Here is a 15632-nt window from a genome sequence, read left to right as displayed (position 1 = left end):
TTTGGGGGCGGCTTCGGTCGCCCCCTTTTTTCTTTTCACATCCGACATGGAAAGCGAGCACCGCATGATCCACCGTGTGACCGCCACCGACGCCGCCCTGGCGCTGGTGCAGCAGCTGAGGCAACGCCACGGGGCGATCTTCTTCTACCAGGCCGGGGGATGCTGCGAGGGCAGCTCACCGATGTGCTACGCCGAGGGCGACATGACGCTGATGCCCGACGACGTGCAACTGGGCGAGGTGGGAGGCGTGCCGTTTCATGTGAGCCGCTCGCAGTGCGAGTACCTGCTGGGCTCGCAGCTGACGCTGGACGTGGCGCCGGGCAGCCTGGGAACGTTCTCGCTGGAAGACGCGGACGGCCACCATTTCGTGAGCCGCACCCGGCTGTGGACCGATGAGGAGTGGCACGAGCTGGAAGCCCAGGAGGCGGCCGCCAAGGTACGCTAAGCGGGTCGGTCGGCTGTGCGACAGTTCAGGCCGTGTTTTCTGCTTCCCGAATCGAACCGACCATGAGCCTGATCGTCTACGGCATCCCGAACTGCAGCACCGTCAAGAAGGCCCGCGCCTGGCTGGAAGAGCGCGGCGTGGCCTACACCTTCCACGATTACAAGAAGCAGGGCGTGCCGGCCGAGCGGCTGGACGCCTGGATATCGGCGGTGGGTTGGGAGAAGCTGGTCAACCGGCAAGGCACCACCTGGCGCAAGCTGGATGAGGCCACGCGCGAGGGCGTGGCCGACGCCGCGAGTGCCAAGGCCGTGATGCTGGCTCAGGCCAGCGTGATCAAGCGCCCCGTGATCGAGCAGAACGGCCGCGTGCTGACCGTCGGTTTCGACGCGGCCGCTACGGAGGCACTGGCCGCGTCGGTCTGAGGCTCAGGCTGCCAGGAGTTGCCGCAGCACGAAGGGCAGGATGCCGCCGTGCTGGTGGTAGCTGACCTCGATCGGTGTGTCGATGCGCAGGCGCACCGGCACCGTGTCCGTCTGCCCGTTGTCGCGGGTGATGCGCAGCGTGACTTCGGCCTGCGGTTCGATGGTGGCGCCCAGCGCGATGTCGATGCGTTCGCTGCCCGTCAGGCCGAGCGACTGCCACGAATCCTTGCCCATGAACTGAAGCGGCAGCACCCCCATGCCGACCAGGTTGGCGCGGTGGATGCGCTCGAAGCTGCGGGCGATCACGGCCTTGATGCCCAGCAACTGCGTGCCCTTGGCCGCCCAGTCCCGGCTGGAGCCAGTGCCGTATTCCTCGCCGCCGAAGATCACAGTGGGCGTGCCGGCTGCGATGTAACGCATGGCCGCATCGTAGATGGTCAGTCGTTCGCCACCCGGTTGGAACAGCGTCCAGCCGCCTTCTTCGCGGCTGCCGTCGTCGCGCGCAGGCAGCATCAGGTTCTTGATGCGGACGTTGGCAAACGTGCCGCGCATCATCACCTCGTGGTGGCCGCGACGCGAGCCGTAGCTGTTGAAATCGACCGGCTGGACGCCGTGGGCCACCAGATACAGCCCCGCCGGGGATGACGGCTTGATGCTGCCCGCCGGCGAGATGTGGTCGGTGGTGATGGAGTCGCCGAACAGCGCCATGATGCGCGCGCCCTGCACGTCGTGCACCCGCTCGGGCGGCGTGGTCTCGAAGCCATCGAAGAAGGGCGGCCGGGCGATGTAGGTGCTCTCAGGCCAGGTGTAGACCTGGCCGCTGCTGCTTTCGATCTCGCTCCACAGGGCGCCGGGGTTGCTGCGCACCTGCGCGTAGTTCGCACGGAAGGCGTCGCCGTTCATCGCGTGGTGCATCAGCGCGTTCACTTCGTCCGAGCTCGGCCAGATGTCGCGCAGGTAGATGGCCCGGCCGTCGTCGGACTGGCCCAGCGGCTCGGTCAGCAGGTCACGCGTCACGTTGCCGGCGATGGCGTAGGCCACGACCAGCGGCGGGCTGGCCAGGAAGTTGGCCTTGATGTTGGGGTGGATGCGCGCCTCGAAGTTGCGGTTGCCGGAGAGGACGGCCGCGCACACAAGGTCGTTCTCGACGATGGTGGCGTTGACGTCGGTGGCCAGGTCACCGGCGTTGCCGATGCAGGTGGTGCAACCGTAGGCAGCCACGTGAAAGCCCAGTTGCTCGAGGTAGGGCAACAGCCCGGCCTTGGTCAGGTACTCGGTGACGATGCGCGAGCCGGGCGCCAGCGAGGTCTTGATGTGCCGGGGCACCTTCAGGCCCGCTTCCACGGCCTTCTTGGCCAGCAGGCCGGCCGCGAGCAGCACACCCGGGTTCGAGGTGTTGGTGCAGGAGGTGATGGCGGCAATCAGCACGTCGCCGTTGTGCAGGGGCAGGTCCGAACTGGTGGTGAAGGTCTGCCCCAGCTTCTCGGCCGGCTGGTTGAAGCCGTTCTCGGCCGTGGGCCGCGCATACAGGGCCTGGAAGGTGCTCGCCAGCTGGCCCAGCTCGATGCGGTCCTGTGGGCGCTTGGGGCCGGCCACTGAGGGCGTCACGGTCGACAGGTCCAGCCGGACGGTGCTCGAGTAATGCAGCTCGCCGGCCTTCGGGATGCCGAACAGCCCCTGGGCACGGAAGTAGGCCTCGAAAGCCTCGATCTCGTCTTCGGTGCGGCCTGTACCGCGGAAGTAGGCCAGCGTCTGCTCGTCGACCGGGAAGAAGCCCATGGTGGCGCCATACTCGGGCGCCATGTTGGCGATGGTGGCCCGGTCGGGAATGGCGAGCGAGGCGGTGCCTTCGCCGCAGAACTCCACGAACTTGCCGACCACCTTTTCCTTGCGCAGCATCTCGGTCACGGTCAGCACCAGGTCGGTGGCCGTCACGCCTTCACGCAGCTGGCCGGTCAGCTCGAAGCCCACCACGTCCGGCGTCAGGAAGTACACCGGCTGGCCCAGCATGGCGGCTTCGGCCTCGATGCCGCCCACACCCCAGCCCACCACGCCGATGCCGTTGATCATCGTGGTGTGGCTGTCGGTGCCCACCAGCGTGTCGGGGTAGGCGACGCCATCGGCACCCACGTGCACGCCGCGCGCCAGGTATTCCAGGTTGACCTGGTGCACGATCCCGAAGCCTGGAGGCACCACGCGGAAGGTGTCGAAGGCCTGCATGCCCCACTTCATGAAGCGGTAGCGCTCGGCGTTGCGCTCGAACTCGATCCGCATGTTGAGGTCGAGTGCCTCAGGGCCGCCGTAATGGTCGATCATCACCGAGTGGTCCACCACCAGGTCGACGGGCACGAGGGGCTCGATGCGCTTGGGGTCCTGCCCCTGGTCGGCCGCCACGTTGCGCATGGCGGCCAGATCGGCCAGCAGCGGCACGCCGGTGAAGTCCTGCAGCACCACGCGGGCCACGACGAAGGGGATCTCTTCGAGGCGCGCGGCGTTGGGCTGCCAGTTGGCAAGCTGGAAAACGTGCTCGGGCGTCACCTTCTGGCCGTCGCATTGCCGCAGCACGGCTTCCAGCACGATGCGCAGCGACACGGGCAGCTTGTTCACATTGGGGTGCTTGCAGGCCAGCTCGGGCAGCGAGAAAAAGCCCAGGCTGCGGCCGGAGGCCGTCTGGAACGGCTTCTGCAGGGTGGCAAACGGGTGGGCGGCGCTGGTGGGCACTGCAGGCGTGGTGGCGGCCATGGCGGCTCCTGTGTGAAGTGAATGGTGGGCGTCTCGGGCGCGTGACACGGCCGCGGTGTGCCGGACCCGCCTGGAACCATTGGGCAGGCAGCGTGCCTGTCTGTCCAGCGACCCGGCGTGCAACTGCGATAGGCTCGGGGTTTTGCCGATCTTGTTGTCATGTTTCTCCCGACCTCCCGTCCACCCCGTGCTGTCCGCGCCCGCCAGTCAGGCGTCATCGACTGGTTTCTGGTAGCCATGATGGTGGCCGTGGCCGTCGCCTCGTTCGCACCGCAGTGGGGCCGCAGCGAGGGGCCGCTGCGCCTGGGGCAGGTGACGGACATCGGCGTGTTCCTCCTCTTCTTTCTGCATGGCATGGGCTTGTCGACCGACAGCCTCAAAGCCGGCGCCACGCGCTGGAAGCTGCACCTGCTGGTGCAGGGCTGCACCTATGTGCTGTTCCCGCTGTGGTGGGCCGTGCTGGCGCTGCTGGTGGGGCGCTGGGTGCCGCACGACCTGCTGATGGGTTTCTTCTATCTGGCAGTGTTGCCGTCGACGGTGTCGTCGTCGGTCGCGCTGACGGCCGTGGCGCGCGGGCATGTGGCTGCGGCGGTGCTGAACGCCACGCTCTCGACGCTGCTGGGCGTCTTCCTCACCCCCTTGCTTGTCAGTCTGGTGATCGGGCAGAGTGCCACCGGTGCGGGGCTGGAGGTTGGTCCGACCATGCTGAAGGTCGCGCAGATGCTGCTGCTGCCGTTCGTCGCGGGCCACCTGCTCCGCCCGGTGCTGGGGGCGTTCTTCGCGCGCATCAAGCGCTACACCACCGTGTTCGACCGAGGCGTCATCGTGCTGCTGGTGTGGTCCGCCTTCAGTGATTCGGTGGCCGATGGCCTGTGGTCGCGCCATGGGGTGGGCCTGTTGCTGCAGGCGGCGGTCGGGGTGGTGCTGTTCCTGATGCCGATGCTGTGGGTGACGCGCTGGCTGGCACGGCGGCAGGGCCTGCCGGTGGAAGACGAGATCGTCGCCGTGTTCTGCGGCTCGAAGAAAACGCTCGCCTCTGGCATGCCGATGGCCAAGCTGCTGTTCGGCGGCAGTGCGGCCATGGGCGTGCTGGTGCTGCCCATCATGCTGTACCACCAGCTACAGCTGTTCGTGTGCGCGGTGATGGCCCGGCGCTATGCGGCCCGCAGCACACAGCGGGTGGTCTGAATCCATGGGTCGTTATCGCGGGCTGCCCCCGCCGAGCGCGCCGTCGCTGTGCCCGCCCATCGTCTATGCACCGCCGCCCGCAAGCCCCTTGCGGCCGGTCTACGAGGATGCGTGCCTGCTGGTGCTGGACAAACCTTCCGGGCTCCTCACGGTGCCGGGTCGCGGTGAGGCGCACCAGGACTGCCTGCTGCATCGCGCACAACAACGGTGGCCGGATGCGGATGTGGTGCATCGGCTCGACCTGGCCACATCCGGGCTGGTGGTGTTCGGGCGCGGCGAGGCGGCACAGGCGGCCTTGAGCGCCGCCTTTCGGGCGAGGGCGGTCAGCAAGCGCTACGAAGCGGTGCTGCACGGCGTGTTTTCCGTCGAGCTCGGTGATGCCGGCGAGGTGGGGCTGCCGCTGGGCACCGACTGGGACTGGCGGCCCATGCAAAAGGTGGACACCGAGCACGGCCGCCCCGCGCTGACACGGTGGCGGGTGCTGGCGCGGGATGCAAACCGGGCGTGCACGCGCGTCGAACTCGAGCCGGTCACCGGGCGCTCGCACCAGTTGCGTGTGCACATGCTGGCGCTGGGGCATCCCATCCAGGGGGATCCGCTCTATGGCCCGCCCGAAAGCCAGGCGGCCGCGCCCCGGCTGCTGCTGCACGCCCGGTCACTGGCGCTGGATCACCCTGTGACCGGGCAGCCGCTGCACTGGACAAGCCCGCCGCCTTTCTGAACCGTCGTTCGCTCGGCATCACGGTGTGACCGGTCGGCGCTGGCCCACGCCCACCCAGCGACGGATCACGCTGAACATCTGCTGCACGTCCAGCGGCTTGCTGACGTGGTCGTTCATGCCGGCATCGAGGGCCGCCTCGCGGTCGGTGGCCAGCGCGCTGGCCGTCATCGCGATCACCGGCAGCATGGCCCAGCGCGCATCCGCACGGATGTGGCGCGTGGCCGTGTAGCCATCCATCTTCGGCATCTGGCAGTCCATCAGCACGCAGTCGAAAGGGCCGTCGCGCTCAATGCGCTGCAGGCTCTGTTCTCCGTCTTCAGCCACCACAACTTCGGCGCCCGCCCGCGACAGCAGCTCGCGCGCCAGCTCCTGATTGAGCAGCTGGTCCTCCACCAGCAGGATGCGCAGGCCGTCCAGCGGCTTGTCGGGCATCCCGGGGGGCGACAGCGCGCGCTCGGGCGGGGCCATCCGTGCCGGGCTCCCGGCCGGCTGTTTGATCGAACGCGACAAGCTGTCAAACAGGGTGGAAGGGCTGACCGGCTTGATCAGGATGTCGGCCAGCGCGAGGCCTTCGGCCGCTTTCAGCGCGTCGTCGCGGTTGAAGGCGGTGACCAGCAGCACACACGGCTCCACCAGCGGAAAACGCTCCAGTGAGCGGGCCAGCACATGGCCGGCACACGTGACGCCGTCCATGCCGGGCATGTGCCAGTCGATCAGGATCCAGTCATACGGCGCGGCACTCGCCTCCAGCTGATGCAGCGCGTCTTCGCCATTCATGGCGTGGTCGACCAACAGGCCCAGCTCCGAAGCCATCTGGCCGATCACTTCGTGCACATCGGGGTGGTCGTCCACGAGCAGCATCCGCTTGCCGACCCACGCCTCGCGCTGCACCGCCATCGGCGCGGGGTCGGGTGGCAGGCCCAGCCGCACGTTGAAGTGGAAGGTCGACCCCTGGTGCAGCGTGCTTTCAACCCACAGCTGCCCGCCCATGCGCTCGGTGAGCTGGCGGGAGATCGTGAGCCCCAGCCCGGTGCCACCAAAGCGGCGGGTGTTGGAGGCATCGCCTTGCGAGAAGGGTTGGAAGAGCCGCGCCTGCTGCTCGGGTGTCATGCCCATGCCGGTGTCGCGCACCCAGCCATGCAGCCGTACTTCGTGGTCGTGCCGGTGTGCCACCTCCAGCCCGATCACGACGCTGCCCTGGTCGGTGAACTTCACGGCGTTCGAGCCCAGGTTGACCAGCACCTGCCGCAGCCGGGTCGGGTCGCCACGCAGTTGGGCGGGCAGGGTGGTCGGCACGTGAAACAACAGCTCCAGCCCCTTGCGTTCGGCCTGCAAGCTCAGCATGTCGGCCACCTGGTCCAGCACATCCTGCACGGTGAAATCGATCTCCTCCAACTCCAGATGGCCCGCCTCGATCTTCGAGACATCGAGGATGTCGTTGATGATCTGCAGCAGGCTGTTGGCGGCCTGGTGTGCCTTGCCCACATAGCCCCGCAGTTGCTCGGGCGTGCCCGCCTGCAGGGCAAGGTGCGTCATGCCGATGATCGCGTTCATCGGCGTGCGGATCTCGTGGCTCATGTTGGCCAGGAAGGCCGACTTCGCGCGGCTGGTGGCCTGCGCCGATTCGCTGGCCTCGCGCAGCGCCTCTTCGGTCAGGCGGCGCGCAGTGACATCCTCGGTGATCGCGAAGTAGAGATCGCGGTCCTCGTGTCCGAGCCAGATCAGCGTGACCTCGCACTCGCGCAGTTCACCGTCCAGCTTGCGGTGTCGCCACGGAAAGCGGACGGGCTCGGCGTTGTCTCGGTAGCGTTCCAGCAGCCGCGCTGCCACGTCGGCACTGAGCTGGCCGTCGGCCTGACGCTCGGGGCTCAGCGAGGGTTCCCATGGACGCAGGGCGATCAACTCGCTTTCCCGCGTGGCACCGAACAGCCTTGCGGTCTCCGGATTGCAGCGCTGGATGCCGCGTTCGCGATGGAAGAAGAAGTAGGCCGTGGGCGCGTGCTGGAACGCCGCCTCGAAACGGTGCTCGGCCTGCCGCCGCGCCGTCACATCGAGCCAGTAGCCGTCGTACACCACGCTGCCGTCGGGGGCCTGCACGGCCGTGCTGTTCACGCTGATCCAGTGCTGCTGGTTGTCGCGGTCGATGGCGAACTCGACCGGCTCGGTGGGCGGGCGCCCGCCCGCAACGCCGGCCAGGGCCCAGCACTGCTCCGGCTGGGCCTTGAGCGTGGCTTCGTCCACACCGAACAGGCTCTTCACGCCCGGACCCAGGTAGCTGAAATGACCGCGCCCCTGTGCCTGCACGCGGTAACGGAACAGCGTCAACGGCAGGGAGCGCGTCATCTCGAGCGTTTCGCGCCGTACCTGCTCCACCACCTCGGCGCGCTCGCGGCGGCGCCACCGCAGCCACATCGTCAACCAGCCCAGCGCCACCAGCCCAACGGCACTGGCCGTGCCCCCGGCCACCAGCGACCGCTCCTGCCCGAGCGGGGCCAGCACCCACAACGAGAACGGGAAGCCCGTCAGCGGTTGCGTGCGCACCAGGTACGGCGTGCCTTCGACGTCAAGGGTGGCGTGTCGTTCGCCTGCGATCCGGACGGAACTCGTTTGCCAGGGCAGCTCGCGCTGCGGGGTGCGCGGGGCATCCGGCTCGCCGTCTGCCGTGCGCGCTTCGGCGACCACACCGCGCGGGACGTGGCGCTGCTCGAGTGTGGTGTCGTTGCTGGTCACGACCACACCGCGTGTGCTGACCATCATGTTGATGCCGTTGGTGCTGGAGGCGAACAGGCGCGCCATGCGCTGCGGATTGGTCACCAGCATCAGCACGCCCTGCGTGCCCCGGCTGTCGCCGACCCGCGTGGCAATGACGAAGCCCGGCTGCCGATTGAGTCGGAATAGGATGAACTGAAACCCTTCACCGCGCTCCATTGCATCGATGAAATAAGGGCGGTTAGCGACATTGAGCCCGAGGGCATCTCCGCGCTGCTCGGCCAGTGCACTGTCGGCCACCACGGTGCCGAAGGGGTCGAGCAGCATCGCCTGGCTGATCTGGAAGTCGCGCACAAGCTGGGCCAGCAGATCGCTCATGCCTCGCACCTGGGGGTTGGCGGACAGCCTGCGCTGCAGCGCCTGGCGCTCCGGCAGGTTCAGGCGCACGCTGTCGTGGCCGCCTACGTCCTGCATGAAGGAGACCATCTGAGATTGCCGCGACAGCACCTTGGCCAGCGCCGTCAGCGAGGCGAACTGGTTGGCCACGTTCTCGTCCAGCGAGCCCAGCCGCCGTTCAGCCGCCTGGGCTGTCTCGACCCGCAGGCTGCCGATGCGCCACGCCACCACCGCACCGCACGCGCCCACCACAAGCAGCAGCCACACCAGGGCAGCTGTCAGCCAGCGCCTTGCATCCGGGCGATGCCACACGGTGGCCGCAAAACCGCCTGCCCCTCGAACCATTCCGTTCTCCGTGACGCGGTACCACCCGGCGCATGGCCAGCACTCAGGAAGAAGATGGACCGCGCGCCATCCTGAACCTTGACCCTGGTTCTAGCAGAGCCTCCAGCACGGGGCAAGCGCGGCACCCTGTCCCCGTCCCGAAAGGGGGTTGACGCGCATCACCTCAGGGCGAAGCCCCATGGGGCCAGCAGGGGATCGGTGGCAAAATCGCAGGTTTTCCTGTGGAGTCATCCTCGATGAGCGCTGTCGTCATCTCGGGTACCGGTCTTTACCAGCCGCCCAATATCATCACCAACGCCGAGCTGGTGGCCTCGTTCAACGCCTACGTGGCCAAATACAACGCCGAGCACGCCGCAGAGATCGAAGCCGGCACGCTGACCGCGCTGTCGCCCTCCAGCGTCGAGTTCATCGAGAAGGCCTCCGGCATCAAGCAGCGTTACGTGATCGAGAAGGAAGGCATTCTCGACATCAACCGGATGTACCCTCGCTTCGAGCCGCGCCCGGATGACCAGCTCTCGTTGATGGCTGAAATCGCCGTCGACGCCGCGAAGAAGGCCATGGCCGCCGCCGGCAAGGAAGGCAAGGACATTGACGCCGTCATCTGCTCGTCGGCCAACATGCAGCGCGCTTACCCGGCCATGGCCATCGAGATCCAGCAGGCCATCGGCGCCCGTGGCTATGGCTTCGACATGAACGTGGCCTGCTCGGCCGCCACCTTCGCGCTGGAGCAGGCCGTCAACGCCGTGCGTTCGGGCTCTGCCAGTTGCGTGCTGGTCGTCAACCCCGAGATCACGTCGGCCCACCAGGAATGGAAGGACCGCGACTGCCACTTCATCTTTGGTGACGTGTGCACCGCCGTGATCGTCGAACGCGCCGACACCGCCACCTCGAAGGACCAGTGGGAAGTGCTGGGCTCGCAGCTGGCCACGCAGTTCTCCAACAACATCCGCAACAACTTCGGCTTCATGAACCGCGCCGAAGACAGCGATCCGGAAGCCCGCGACAAGACCTTCCGCCAGGAAGGCCGCAAGGTGTTCAAGGAAGTGGTGCCCATTGCCGCGGCCCACATCGAAGGCCAGCTGACCCAGCTGCACATCCAGCCGACCGACGTGCGCCGTTATTGGCTGCACCAGGCCAACTCGGGCATGAACCAGCTGGTCATCAAGAAGCTGATCAACGCCGAACCCACGCAGGACGTGGCGCCCATGATTCTGGACGAGTACGCCAACACGGCGTCGGCCGGCTCCATCATCGCCTTCCACCTGCACCACGCCGATCTGAAGTCGGGTGACCTGGGCGTGATCTGCTCGTTCGGCGCGGGCTATTCCGTCGGCAGTCTGGTGCTGCGCAAGCGGTAAGCCCGCTCACCCCACCCTTGCCCAGAACGCCCGCCGCAGCGGGCGTTTGTGCTTGTGCCGCCCCAAGGAGGGAGCCCGGCTTCCTGTATCGTGACGCCCATGTCTTCAGACACTTCCTACACCTTCTACTGGCACGACTACGAGACCTTCGGCCGCGTGCCGCGCCGAGACCGCCCCTCGCAGTTTGCCGGCATCCGCACCGACGCCGACCTCAACGAGCTCGGCGCCCCGCTGATGCAGTACTGCCAGCCCGCGCCTGACTATCTGCCCGACCCCGAATCGTGTCTGCTGACCGGCATCGTCCCGCAGACCTGCCTGGCGCAGGGCGTGCCCGAGCACCGCTTTGCCGAGGCCGTCGAGCGCGAACTGGCCGAGCCCAACACCGTGGGCGTCGGCTACAACACCATTCGCTTCGACGACGAGGTGACGCGTCACCTCTTCTGGCGCAACCTCATCGACCCCTATGCCCGCGAATGGCAGAACGGCTGCGGTCGCTGGGACCTGATCGACCTGGTGCGCACCACCTGGGCACTGCGCCCCGAGGGCATCGAATGGCCCCGTTACGACGACGGGCGCCCCTCGTTCAAGCTGGAGCACCTGACGGCCGCAAACGGTCTGGCCCACGAGGCCGCGCACGATGCGCTGTCCGACGTGCGTGCCACCATCGCCGTGGCCCGGCTGATCAAGACCCGCCAACCGCGCCTGTGGGACTTCTGCCTCAAGCTGCGCAAGAAGGACGCCGTGTTGGCTGAAGCGGGGCTCGACAAGCCGCGTAGCCAGTGGAAGCCCTTCCTGCACATCACCAGCCAGTTCGGTGCCGAGCGCGGCTTCATGGCGCTGGTGTGGCCGCTGGCCCAGCACCCCACCAACAAGAACGAGATCCTGTGCTGGGACCTGGCGCACGACCCGAGCGAGCTGTTCGGCCTGAGCGCCGACGAGATCCGTCTGCGCCTCTTCACCCGGCGCGACGACCTGCCCGAAGGCGTGACGCGCCTGCCCATCAAGGGCGTGCACATCAACAAGTCGCCCGTGGTGATCGGCAACCTCAAGGTGCTGACGCCGGAAGTGGCGGCGCGCTGGGGCGTGAACATAGAGCAGGCGATGCAGCGGGCAGAGGTGGCCGCAGCCCACAGCGTCAGCATGGACGGCATCTGGGCCGAGGTGTATGGCGGCCGCGACCGCGATGCCCGCCAGGCTGCGGCGCCCGACGTGGACGAAGACCTGTACGGCGGCTTTGTCGGCAACGACGATCGCCGCGTGCTGCAACGCCTGCGGGGCCTCAGTGGCGAGCAGCTGGCCGAGAAGCGTCCGGGCTTTGTCGACGAGCGGCTGGAAGAACTGCTGTTCCGCTACCGCGCCCGCAACTTCCCTGACACGCTGAACGAGACCGACCAGGCACGCTGGCAGGCGCTGCGCCGGGCGCGGCTGCACGAGGGCGTGGGCGGGATGTCGCTGCAGGCATTCTTTGACCGCATCGACGCGCTGGGCGAACAGCTGCCCGAGGACGACGAGCGCGGCCAGGAAATCCTCGGCCTGCTCTACGAGTACGCCGAGCAGATCGCGCCCTGAACCGTGTCCCGCGTCGTTCACCTTGCCCCGCCGCCGGTCCAGCCGGCCGTGCTGCGCTACCTGGGCGGCTACCCGCCGCATTTGCTGGCACAGGCTCAGTCCCTGATCTACCAGGGGCGCCTGGGTGAGATGCTGCACAAGCGCTACCCGCAACGCCACGAGGTTCGCACCGACAAGCTGTTGTACGAGCACGTGATGGCGCTCAAGCAGCAGTACTTGCGCAGCAGCGAGCCGCTCAGCAAGGTGGCCTACGACGGGCAGATCCAGGTGATCCAGCAGGCGCTGGGTACCCACACCGTGGCCTCACGCGTGCAGGGCGGCAAGCTCAAGGCCAAGCGCGAGATCCGCGTGGCCAGCCTGTTCAAGGACACGCCGCCCGAATTCCTCCAGATGATCGTGGTGCACGAACTGGCTCATCTGAAGGAGAAGGCGCACGACAAGGCCTTCTATGCGCTGTGCTGTCACATGGAGCCGGCCTATCACCAGTACGAGTTCGACCTGCGCCTGTGGCTCACCGCCCGGGACATCGGCCAGCTGACAGCCTGAAGGCCGCCAGCCTCGGTCAGAACAGGCGGTCGATGAAGGCCTTCAGGCGGTCTTCCACATTGCCTTCGCCCTCGGCCGACGACGGCGCCGAACCCGGGGGCACCGGCGGGGCCGGGATCAGGCTCGGGTCGATCGGGGCGTCGTCCATGCCAAGCTCCGTCAGGAAGCCGCCCTCCGCCCACTCGCTGTAGCGCCAGCCTGATTCCAGCCGCACCACGCCGTCCGGCACGGGCATCGCCACCACCGGCTCGCGTTTGAGCGCCGTGGCCATGAACTGGATCCAGGCCGGCAGGGCCAGCGAACTGCCGGAGGCGTGGCTGCCGAGGCTGCGCGGGGTGTCGTAACCCAGCCAGACGACCGCCACCAGATTGGGCTGGAAGCCGGCAAACCACGCGTCGAACACGTCGTTGGTCGTGCCCGTCTTGCCGAACAGGTCGGGGCGGCGCAGCTGGGCCTGTGCGCGGGCGGCGGTGCCGGTGCGGGTCACCTCATTGAGCAGCGTGCCCGTCAGGAAGGCATTGCGTGCCGGCACCACGCGGTCGGCCTCCTCGGCCCTCTTCAGCGTGGCGTCGAACACGACCTTGCCGTCGCCGTCGGTGATGCGGCGGATCACCACAGGTGAGACCTTCAGCCCGCCGTTGGCAATGACGGCGTAGGCGCTGGCCATCTGCATCGGCGTGGTCGAGCCCGAGCCCAGGGCCAGCGTGAGGTTGTCGGGCTGCTTGCCCACCTCGAAGCCGAAGTGCCCCGTCCATTCACGTGCCTTCTGCGTGCCCATCAACTGCACCAGTCGGATGCTCACCAGGTTCTTCGACTTGGCCAATGCGGTGTGCAGCGGGATGGGGCCATCGGCGCTGCCATCCGAATTCGAGGGCGTCCAATCGCCCACATTGGCCAGCGGGGCGTCGTTGATGAGCGTCTCGGGCATCACGCCGTTTTCCAGCGCGGCGGAATACAGAAATGGCTTGTACGCCGAGCCCGGCTGGCGCCACCCCTGCGTGACGTGGTTGAACTGGTTGCGCTGGAAGTCGAAGCCGCCGACCAACGCCCGCACCTGGCCATCATGCGGGTCCATGGCCACCAGCGCCCCTTCGGCTTCCGGCCATTGGGTCAGGCGCCATTCGTCATTCAGCTCCACCAGTCGCACGACGGAGCCGCGGCGCACACGCAGTTTGTCGCTCGCGTTGCGGGCGAGACCTGGCTGTGCCTGGCGCAGGCCCTTGCCGCTGATGCGCACCACATCGCCGCTCGCGAGCACCGCGCGCACTTCCTTCGCGCTGGCCGCCGTCACGATGGCCACACGGAGCATCTCGTCGTCGTTGTAGTCGGCCAGCACCTGCGACACGGCGGGGTCCTCGTCCTTGAGGTCGCTGTCCAGGTCTTCCCAGGCCTCGGGGCCACGCCAGGGCAGGCCGGTCTCGCGGTCGATCAGTGTGCGGCGCAAGGCCTTCCAGGCGGCCTGCTGATCGGCGGCGCGCAGCGTGGTCACCACCTTCATGCCGGTGGTGTAGGCCGACTCGCCGTACTGCGCATAGACCTGGGCGCGCGCCATCTCGGCCACGTACTCGGCGTGTACCTCCATCTCGCCGGGCGGGCGCACTGCGAGTTTCTCGGCTTTTGCCTTTTCATAGGCCGCGTCGTCCAGCACGCCCTCGGTGTGCATGCGCGACAGCACCACCAGCTGTCGGGCCCGCGCACGCTGCGGGTTCTTGATCGGGTTGGCGTTGGCCGGGTTCTGTGGCAGGCCGGCCAGCATCGCGCATTCGGCGGGCGACAGCGCACTCAGCGGTTTGCCGAAGTAGGTCTGGGCCGCTTCGGCGAAGCCGTAGGAGCGCGCGCCCAGATAGATCTGGTTCATGTAGAGCTCGAGGATCTGGTCCTTGCTCAATTGCCCCTCGATCTTCAGCGACAGCATGGCCTCCTTGATCTTGCGCGTCATCGTCTTCTCCCGCGTGAGGAAGAAGGTGCGCGCCACCTGCTGCGTGATGGTCGAGGCACCCTGCGTGCGGCCGCCGGTCACGTTCGACACGATGGCGCGCAGCACGCCGATCACGTCGATGCCGGGATGCTCGTAGAAGCGCGAGTCTTCGACGGCCAGCAAGCTGTCGCGCATCAGCTTGGGGATCTGCTCCAGCTTCAGATACTGCCGCTTCTCACTGCCAAAACCACCGATTTCGACGCCATCGGCCGTGTACACGCGCAAGGGCTGTTTCGGCTGGTAGTTCGAGAGCGAGCTGGTGTCCGGCAGGGAAGGGTAGAGCACCGCCGCCGTGACGAGCAGCGCCACCACCATGGCGGCCACCGCGCCCAGGGCGGCGAGGAGGATGAAGCCACGTGCACCGTGAGGGCGGGCAGGGAAGGTCTTGCGCATGGAACGGGCGGCCCAGCCGGGCGCCGTCAGAGTCCGAAGAGCGCGATTATCCGATGCGGCGCGCGCTCCTGCCGCCGGCCTTCCCAGGGGCACCCATGCTAGGCTGGCGGCGTCCTCATTCTTCGCCCCCTCGCCATGTCCGCTGCCATCGACTTCTACTTCGAGTTCTCGTCCCCCTACGGCTACTTTGCCGCCGAACGGATCGAGGCCCTGGCCGAGCGCCACGGTCGAACAGTCGACTGGCACCCGGTGCTGCTCGGCGTGATTTTCAAGAGCACCGGCATGGCACCGCTCACGCAGGTGCCCATCAAGAAAGACTATGTGCGCCGCGACTGGGAGCGCATCTCGCGCCTGACCGGCATCCCGTTCAAGATGCCCAGCGTGTTCCCGATTGCCTCGCAGAACCCGGCGCGCGCGGTGCTGTTCGTGGCGCGCAGCGACGAGGCCGCGGCCAAGCAACTGGCCCTGGCGCTCTATCGCGCCTATTTCGTCGACAACAAGAACATCGGCGAGGTGGACGTGGTGCGCGAGGTGGCCACCGCGCAGGGCCTGGACGCCGACGCCATCACCGAAGGCATGGCCGACCCTGCCGTGAAGGACCAGCTCAAGCACGAAGTGGGCGCCGCCGAAGCCCGTGGCGTGTTCGGCAGCCCCTTCGTCATCGTCGACGGCGAGCCCTTCTGGGGCTTCGACCGCTTCGACATGGTGGACGACTGGTTGAAGCGCGGCGGGTTCTGATTCGCGCGGGGGCCGGTAGCAAGCCAGGCCCGGCCATGAAAAAACCCGCCAGGTTTCCCGGGCGGGTTTCGTGTCAGCCGGC

The 15632-nt window shown here is 67.5% G+C and carries 11 protein-coding genes; 8 read left to right on the top strand and 3 right to left on the bottom strand.

Going from position 1 to position 15632, the window contains the following annotated elements:
- Positions 1 to 46: 46 nt before the first annotated feature.
- Together Q0Z44_RS02815 and Q0Z44_RS02810 are read left to right on the top strand one after the other, a co-directional pair.
- Positions 47 to 445, top strand: a complete 399-nt coding sequence (locus tag Q0Z44_RS02815; protein WP_298009942.1) for a DUF779 domain-containing protein — start codon at positions 47 to 49, stop codon at positions 443 to 445.
- Between the two features lie 62 nt (positions 446 to 507).
- Positions 508 to 867, top strand: coding sequence for an ArsC family reductase (locus Q0Z44_RS02810; RefSeq protein ID WP_298009938.1), 360 nt, complete (start codon positions 508 to 510; stop codon positions 865 to 867).
- Between the two features lie 3 nt (positions 868 to 870).
- Here the strand turns inward: Q0Z44_RS02810 and acnA are convergent, their stop codons facing one another.
- On the bottom strand, positions 871 to 3609 hold the full coding sequence (gene acnA, locus Q0Z44_RS02805) for an aconitate hydratase AcnA (RefSeq protein WP_298009935.1): 2739 nt from the start codon (positions 3607 to 3609) through the stop codon (positions 871 to 873).
- 159 nt (positions 3610 to 3768) lie between these two features.
- On the opposite strand from acnA, the gene Q0Z44_RS02800 reads away from it, so the two are divergent.
- Positions 3769 to 4797 (top strand): bile acid:sodium symporter family protein, encoded by a 1029-nt coding sequence (locus Q0Z44_RS02800; RefSeq protein WP_298009933.1) that lies wholly within the window; start codon positions 3769 to 3771, stop codon positions 4795 to 4797.
- 4 nt (positions 4798 to 4801) lie between these two features.
- Positions 4802 to 5518 carry an RluA family pseudouridine synthase gene (locus Q0Z44_RS02795; protein WP_298009930.1) on the top strand — a complete coding sequence of 239 codons (717 nt, stop codon included), beginning with the start codon at positions 4802 to 4804 and terminating at the stop codon, positions 5516 to 5518.
- A gap of 18 nt (positions 5519 to 5536) precedes the next feature.
- Here Q0Z44_RS02795 and Q0Z44_RS02790 read toward each other — a convergent pair whose 3' ends face one another.
- Positions 5537 to 8968 (bottom strand): response regulator, encoded by a 3432-nt coding sequence (locus Q0Z44_RS02790; protein ID WP_298009927.1) that lies wholly within the window; start codon positions 8966 to 8968, stop codon positions 5537 to 5539.
- Between the two features lie 236 nt (positions 8969 to 9204).
- On the opposite strand from Q0Z44_RS02790, the gene Q0Z44_RS02785 reads away from it, so the two are divergent.
- The 3 genes from Q0Z44_RS02785 to Q0Z44_RS02775 all read left to right on the top strand — a co-directional run bounded on the left by Q0Z44_RS02785 (position 9205) and on the right by Q0Z44_RS02775 (position 12441).
- Positions 9205 to 10326: a beta-ketoacyl-ACP synthase III gene (locus Q0Z44_RS02785; RefSeq protein WP_298009924.1), complete on the top strand. Its 1122-nt coding sequence runs from the start codon at positions 9205 to 9207 to the stop codon at positions 10324 to 10326.
- Positions 10327 to 10425: 99 nt separating this feature from the next.
- Positions 10426 to 11895, top strand: coding sequence for an exodeoxyribonuclease I (gene sbcB, locus Q0Z44_RS02780; RefSeq protein ID WP_298009921.1), 1470 nt, complete (start codon positions 10426 to 10428; stop codon positions 11893 to 11895).
- Positions 11896 to 11946: 51 nt separating this feature from the next.
- Positions 11947 to 12441, top strand: a complete 495-nt coding sequence (locus tag Q0Z44_RS02775) for a YgjP-like metallopeptidase domain-containing protein (RefSeq protein ID WP_298010147.1) — start codon at positions 11947 to 11949, stop codon at positions 12439 to 12441.
- Positions 12442 to 12457: 16 nt separating this feature from the next.
- Here Q0Z44_RS02775 and Q0Z44_RS02770 read toward each other — a convergent pair whose 3' ends face one another.
- Positions 12458 to 14812: a PBP1A family penicillin-binding protein gene (locus tag Q0Z44_RS02770; RefSeq protein ID WP_298009918.1), complete on the bottom strand. Its 2355-nt coding sequence runs from the start codon at positions 14810 to 14812 to the stop codon at positions 12458 to 12460.
- Positions 14813 to 14947: 135 nt separating this feature from the next.
- On the opposite strand from Q0Z44_RS02770, the gene Q0Z44_RS02765 reads away from it, so the two are divergent.
- Positions 14948 to 15550 (top strand): 2-hydroxychromene-2-carboxylate isomerase, encoded by a 603-nt coding sequence (locus tag Q0Z44_RS02765; RefSeq protein ID WP_298009914.1) that lies wholly within the window; start codon positions 14948 to 14950, stop codon positions 15548 to 15550.
- Positions 15551 to 15632 lie beyond the last annotated feature (82 nt).

It is taken from the genome of uncultured Aquabacterium sp., assembly GCF_947366995.1.
Lineage (GTDB): Bacteria > Pseudomonadota > Gammaproteobacteria > Burkholderiales > Burkholderiaceae_C > Aquabacterium.
The sequence above is the reverse complement of the archived record's forward strand: the minus strand, read 5'-3'. Positions and strand labels throughout refer to the sequence as shown.